Source organism: Streptomyces sp. CNQ085, from assembly GCF_022614595.1.
In the GTDB taxonomy this organism is placed as follows: Bacteria; Actinomycetota; Actinomycetes; order Streptomycetales; family Streptomycetaceae; genus Streptomyces.
This window is the reverse complement of sequence record NZ_JAJFAU010000217.1, coordinates 1-5,792: the sequence shown is the minus strand read 5'-3', so window position 1 is coordinate 5,792 and position 5,792 is coordinate 1. Positions and strand designations below refer to the sequence as shown.

Sequence of the window (5,792 nt, the reverse complement as noted above, 5' to 3'; positions counted from 1 at the left end):
CTGGACGCGCCCTCGGTGACGTCCCGCGCCGTCGCGGCCACCACGGACGGCAGTGAGTCCGGTACGTCGGTGTACTCCTCCATGATCTGCGGTGAGGGCGCGGGGGCGGCCGCCGGGCGCGGCGCGCGGCTGCGGGCCCTGCTGCTGCCGCGGTCGGCCGTACGCGCGGTGTGGGCCTTCTCGGAGCGCTGGTCCGCGGTGTCCGGGCGGTGGAGCGGCGCGGTGGGGCGGATACGCGGGCGTGTCAGGCGGCCGCGGCAGCGGGCCTGAGGCCGGGGCGGGCCGCCCGCCGCTTCGTCGGTCCCGGCCCGCCGGTCGCGCGGAGGCAGCGCGGTGGCGTCACCGGGTCGTATGGTCGAACGAGTCGCGGGGTCGCATCGTCCTGCGCCGTCCGCCCACGGGCGGCGGCGTGCGAGCGGACCGCTACTGCTGCTCGTCCCTGCGACGCTGCCAGCGGTCCTCGATGCGGTTCATCATCGAGCGGCGCTGCCTTCCCTGCCTTCGCGAGTGCTGACGGCCCCCTCCGTCGTGTCCGTCGTGCCCCTGGCCGGCGGGGGGCTGCTCACCCGGCTTGGGCGCCTTGCGCCAGCCCGTCACCGCGAGGACGGCGCAGCCCAGCATCACCAGGAAACCCAGCACACTGACGATGACCAGCTTCGCGACCATCCCGGCCATGAGGAGCGCGACGCCCACCAGAAAGCCCGCGACCGCCTGGTAGACCCGTCGCCGGGTGTACGTGCGCAGTTCGCTTCCCTCGAGCGCTGTCGCGAACTTGGGGTCTTCGGCGTACAGCGCTCGCTCCATCTGCTCGAGCATCCGCTGCTCGTGCTCAGAGAGCGGCACGGAGTCCTCCTACTCGTCGGTCGCGGGGGCGACCGGATGCGACCCTTCAAGGATAGGCAGGGATTCGCCCCCGTGAAACCCGCCCCTCTACGCCAGTTCGTGCCACCGGGACCGGGAGCCGGGTAGCGGTGTCGGGCTTCTCATTCCCCCGCCGCCGTGCCGTCATGCCGATCGGTGTGATTCGATCATACGGTGGGTAGCCGCCGTTCGGGTCGCCTGTGGCCTACCGCACCTCACCGGCGGAGGGCGGGGCCTCCTCCCGGGTACGCGCGAGTACGTGGAGGTGCGCCGCGACGGACTGGAAGGCCGGCGACTCGGCCACCGCCTCCTCCAGCCGGGCCAGGGCCTCCGTGGCACCGGGCTCGGCGTCCACCAGCGCACCAGGTACCAGGTCGGCGAAGACCCGCACGCCGTGAACCGCGCCGACCTCCAGCCCGTTGGCGGTGATCAGGGAGGTGAGCCGCTCGGGGGTGAAGCGCCGGGGCACCGGGTCCCCGCCGCCCCACCGGCCGTCGGGGTCGCCCAGCGCCCGGCGGGCCTCGGCGAAGTGGCCGGCCAGGGCACGGGCGAGCACCGCGCCGCCCAGTCCGGCCGCGAGCACGCTCAGGGTGCCGCCTCCGGGACGCAGCGCGGCCGTGACGTTGCGCAGTCCCTCGGCGGGATCGTCGACGTACTCCAGGACCCCGTGGCAGAGCACCACGTCGTAGCCGCCGCGCTCGGCCACGTCGAACAGCCCGTGTGCGTCGCCCTGCACGCCCCGTACCCGGCCGGCCACGCCCTCCTCCATCGCGCGGCGCTCCAGGGCGAACAGCGCGTCCGGGCTGGGGTCCACCACGGTAACGCGGTGGCCGAGCCGGGCGACGGGCACGGCGAAGTTGCCGGTGCCGCCGCCGGTGTCCAGGACATCGAGCGTCCCGCGGCCCGCGACCTTGACCCGGTCGTCGAGTGCTTCCCTCAGGACCTCCCGGACCACGGCGGTGCGGAAGTGTGCGTGGGGGCGGGACATGGCGGACGCTCCTGGGCGGCTCGGACGTGACTGGCCCAAGCCTATTGCGTCACCGCGGCGGTACGGCCTGCCGGGCGGCGGGAAAAGACGTCCCGCACCCGCCCCGACTCCCGCCCTCAGCCCGCTCGCAGCCGCGGCCCCTCACCTCCGGGGCGCCCGCGCTCCCCCGGGCCCTCCGGATTTCCGGGGAACGGCAGCACGGGCTGCCTCACCAGCATCCGCTCGACGATGCGCAGGAACATGCCCGCGTCGCGTATCAGGTCGTCGCAGTCACGCCGGCCGGCCGCGCCGGCGATGCCCGCCTCGGCACGGGCGCGCCTGTCCGCGCCGGCGGCGAACAGCCTGCACCACTCGGCCAGCTCCGGCGCCACCTCGGGCAGCACCTCCCAGGCGCTGCGTATGCGCCGTCGGGCGCGTGCGGTGGACTCCGGCCGGCCGCGCACCGCGAGCACCGCGGCGGCGGTGCGCAGGGCTGCCAGGTGTGCGGTGGCGTACCGGTCGTTGGGGTGCTCCAGCTCCGCCGCCTCGTCGAGACCGCGCCGTGCCTGGGCGAGCAGGCCGAGTGCGGCGGGCGGGGCCGACGCCCTGCGCGGTACGGGGTGGACATCCTCCGGGGGCCCGTTCATCTGCGAACCTCCTGTCATCGTCATGACCGTCACGGCTGTGCTGTCCGCCGTGCTGTCCGCACGCGCGGCTCGCGACCGGCGATCGCGATGGGAACATCGTTGCGCATGCCACTGACAATCGGCCCCGACCTGGGCAAACATCTCCTGTCGGAGCTTCTCCGGCGTATCCGGGTGAGGGCGTCCAGGTGAGGGCGCGGGCGCGCTCCGGCCGAGGAAGGCGACGAGAACGGCGGGAGCGGACGGCCGATTCGCCGTACCGCCCGCTCCCGTCCCCCGTGTCCCCCGAGCGTTCCCCCTACAGACGGCCGCCGCCCCGCTCCGCCGCCCCGTGCCGGCGGTGCGGTACCGCGTTTCCCGTCGTCTCCGACTCTGCCGTCCACGCCTGGTGAAGCCCATCCGTACGGCTACTCAGAACCGGACTCAGGTACTTCTACTCATCTACTGCGTACGGCGCTTCAAAGCTGTTACCGCACCCCGGCTAGAGTTCCTGGCCATGGCACGGACTGTGGTGATCGGCGCCGGTATGGGCGCCATGGCCGCCGCCGCCCGGCTGGCCGTGGCCGGCCACCGGGTGGCGGTGTACGAGCGGGCGCGGACCCACGGCGGCGCGGTGCGCCGCCTGGAACGGGACGGGTTCGGTTTCGACACCGGTCCCGGACTGCTGTACCTGCCCGCCGTCTGGCGGGACCTCTTCGTCAAGACCGGCCGCGAACCGCTGGAGGAGTGCGTCGCGCTGACCGAGGTGGACCCGGCCGTCCGCCACGTCTTCGCCGACGGCACCTCCGTCCGCCTGCCCGGCGGATCCCGGGCCGGCACGGTCGACGCCCTGGACGCGGCCCTCGGGGCGGGTACGGGAGGGCGGTGGAGCGAGCTGCTGGGCCGCGGCCGCCGGACGTGGGAGACCACCCGGCGCCCGCTGCTGGAGGAACCGCTGACCGGCGCCGGCGACCGCGCCGGACTCGGCGCCGACCCGTATCCGGCGCGGCGGCGCGGGCTGCTGCGCCGCCGCGCCCCCTTCCTGTCCGAGGTCGCCCGCGCCGAGCTGTGCGATCCGCGGCTGGTGGCACTGCTGGAGAGCCATGCGCTGGCCCGCGGCCTCGACCCGCGCCGCACCCCGGCGAGCGCCGTCGTCCTGCCGTATCTGGAGCAGACCTTCGGCACCTGGTACGTCGGCGGGGGGATGCGCGCGCTGGCGGACGCGGTGTACGAGCGGTGCCTGGCGCGCGGGGTGGAGTTCCGGTTCGGCTCGGCGGTGTCCCGGGTCACGGTGGAGGGCGGCCGGGCCGCGGGGGTGGAACTGGCCGACGGGACGCGGGTGGCCGCGGACACCGTGGTCTGCGGAGTCGACCCCCGGCCGATGTACGGCGGCCGGGCCGGCGCGGCGGACGGCGGTCCCGGTTACGCGACGGGACGGCTGACCGTGCTGCTCGCGCTGCGCGGCGCCCGGCCCGAGGGCACCGCGCACCGCACGGTGGTGCACACCGGGGGGCCGGGCGGCACGACGCGCACCGTCACCGTGCTGCGGCCCGGCGATCCGGCGCTGGTCCCCGACTCGGAGCACGAGTCGGCGGTGCTGTCGGTGACCGTGCCGCCCCACCGCGCGGGGGCGGCCGGTGCGGGGGCCGGGGACGGCGGGACGGTGGACTGGACGGCGCCGGGCGCGGCCGAGCGGGCCGCGGACGAGGCGCTGGCCGCCGCGGACGCGGCCGGGCTCGGTCTGGGCGGGAGGCTGCTGTGGCGCGAGGTGCGTACCCCCGCCGACACCGAGCGGGAGACCGGGGCCCCCGGCGGCGCGGTGCCCGCCCCCGCTCTGGCCGGGGCGGACGGGGCCTTCCTGCGGGCGGCCAACTCCACGGGCACGGCCGGGCTGTACCGGGTGGGCGGCTCGGCCCATCCGGGAGGCGGGCTGGCACACGCCGGGATGTCGGGGGCGCTGGCCGCCGGGCTGATCGTCGAGGGGGACGACTGGCGCGGCTCCCGGTGACGGGGCCCGTCCGGCGGCGGGACCCGGCTCAGTAGCGGGGCTGCTCTCCATGGGGGTGGGCGGCTCCGGGGGCCGGGTCGTACCCGTCCTCCCCGTATCCGTACCCGCCGTACCCGCTGTCCTCGCCGTACTGCCCGGGACGCGGCTCGGAGCCGCGCTGCTGCGGCACCCACACCCCGCCGGGCGGGGTGTGGCCCGCGTACGGGTCGGCGGGGTGGCCCGCGCCGTACCCGTCGGCGTAGGAGGCACCGGAGGCGTCGGAGGCGTCGGAGGCGTCGGCGTACTGGCCGGAGTAGGCGGCGTACTGCTGCTGTCCGTCGCCCGTGCCGTAGCCGTGGTCGTAGGGGCCGGCGTACTGTCCGGCCTGGTCGTAGCCGGGGTAGCCGGTGTAGTCACCGGTCGCGTACGCGGCGGAGTGGGCGTCGTACCGTTCCTGCCCGTCGTACCGTTCCTGCCCGTCGTACCGTTCCTCCGACTGCCCGGAGGCGGAGGCGTCCCGCTCGTAGACGCCGTAACCGCCGGTGTCGTCGGGCAGCGGCTCCGGGTTGTACGCGGGGGGATCCGGCTCATGGACCTCCAGCCCGGAGACCTCCAGGTGCGGCTCGGCGTCCTGGAGCGGCATGGGCCGCACCTCGCGGCGGCGCCTGCTGGTGCCCGGCATGCCGCCCAGCGCCCAGCCCGCGGTGAAGCCGCGCCGGTAGGAGAGGGTGACGAAGGTCTGGCCGACCGCGAAGGCCGCCCCGCCGAGCGAGATGACCGTCAGCGACACCGGCACCGAGGGGATCACCACCACACCGAGAACCACCAGGGTGAACCCGCCGAAGGCCAGCAGCCGCCAGCGCAGCCTCGCCTTGTACTGCAGCAGCACCTCGGCCAGCAGCCAGACCGCGACGACACCGAACGCGATGTAGAGGAGCGTCCACCCCATGTGCGTCCTCCCACCCCGTCTTCTAGCCCCGCCTGTGCAGGCCCAGATTCTCGTAGATCTCCAGAGTCGCCGTGGAGTGGTTGAGGGTGATGAAGTGGAGTCCGGGGACGCCCTCGGACATCAGCCTCGCGCACAGCTCCGTGGCGTACTCGATTCCCAGAGAGCGTACAGCGGCCGGGACGTGCTCCACCGCGAGGATGCGCTCGGCCAGGTCCGGCGGGAAGGCCGCGTTGCTCAGCTTCGCGAACCGCTCGATCTGCCGCACGCTCGTGACGGGCATGATCTCCGGAATGATCGGGACGTCGCAACCCGCGGCGGCCACCTTGTCGCGCAGCCGCAGATAGTCGTCCGCGTGGAAGAACATCTGCGTGATGGCGTAGTCGGCGCCGGCCCGGCACTTGTCCA

At 75.0% G+C, this 5,792-nt stretch carries 7 protein-coding genes; 2 read left to right on the top strand and 5 right to left on the bottom strand.

Annotated features, from left to right (window positions below):
- Positions 1-270: hypothetical protein (locus LJ221_RS23045; protein WP_241718637.1), on the top strand; the 270-nt coding region annotated here is incomplete at its 5' end.
- A gap of 153 nt (positions 271-423) precedes the next feature.
- On the opposite strand, the gene LJ221_RS23040 is transcribed toward LJ221_RS23045, so the two are convergent.
- The 3 genes from LJ221_RS23040 to LJ221_RS23030 all read right to left on the bottom strand — a co-directional run bounded on the left by LJ221_RS23040 (position 424) and on the right by LJ221_RS23030 (position 2,475).
- A complete protein-coding gene (locus tag LJ221_RS23040) occupies positions 424-843 on the bottom strand; it encodes a DUF3040 domain-containing protein (RefSeq protein WP_241718636.1) in 420 nt (139 codons plus the stop codon).
- Positions 844-1,066: 223 nt separating this feature from the next.
- Positions 1,067-1,849 carry a methyltransferase gene (locus LJ221_RS23035; protein WP_241718635.1) on the bottom strand — a complete coding sequence of 261 codons (783 nt, stop codon included), beginning with the start codon at positions 1,847-1,849 and terminating at the stop codon, positions 1,067-1,069.
- A 116-nt stretch (positions 1,850-1,965) separates the two neighbouring features.
- Positions 1,966-2,475, bottom strand: coding sequence for an SAV_6107 family HEPN domain-containing protein (locus tag LJ221_RS23030; protein ID WP_308314844.1), 510 nt, complete (start codon positions 2,473-2,475; stop codon positions 1,966-1,968).
- Positions 2,476-2,968: 493 nt separating this feature from the next.
- On the opposite strand from LJ221_RS23030, the gene LJ221_RS23025 reads away from it, so the two are divergent.
- Positions 2,969-4,459, top strand: coding sequence for an NAD(P)/FAD-dependent oxidoreductase (locus LJ221_RS23025; RefSeq protein ID WP_241718634.1), 1,491 nt, complete (start codon positions 2,969-2,971; stop codon positions 4,457-4,459).
- A 28-nt stretch (positions 4,460-4,487) separates the two neighbouring features.
- Here the strand turns inward: LJ221_RS23025 and LJ221_RS23020 are convergent, their stop codons facing one another.
- Together LJ221_RS23020 and LJ221_RS23015 are read right to left on the bottom strand one after the other, a co-directional pair.
- Positions 4,488-5,387: a hypothetical protein gene (locus LJ221_RS23020; protein WP_241718633.1), complete on the bottom strand. Its 900-nt coding sequence runs from the start codon at positions 5,385-5,387 to the stop codon at positions 4,488-4,490.
- A gap of 22 nt (positions 5,388-5,409) precedes the next feature.
- Positions 5,410-5,792 (bottom strand): methylenetetrahydrofolate reductase (locus LJ221_RS23015; protein WP_241718632.1); only part of this gene is annotated, 383 nt, incomplete at its 5' end.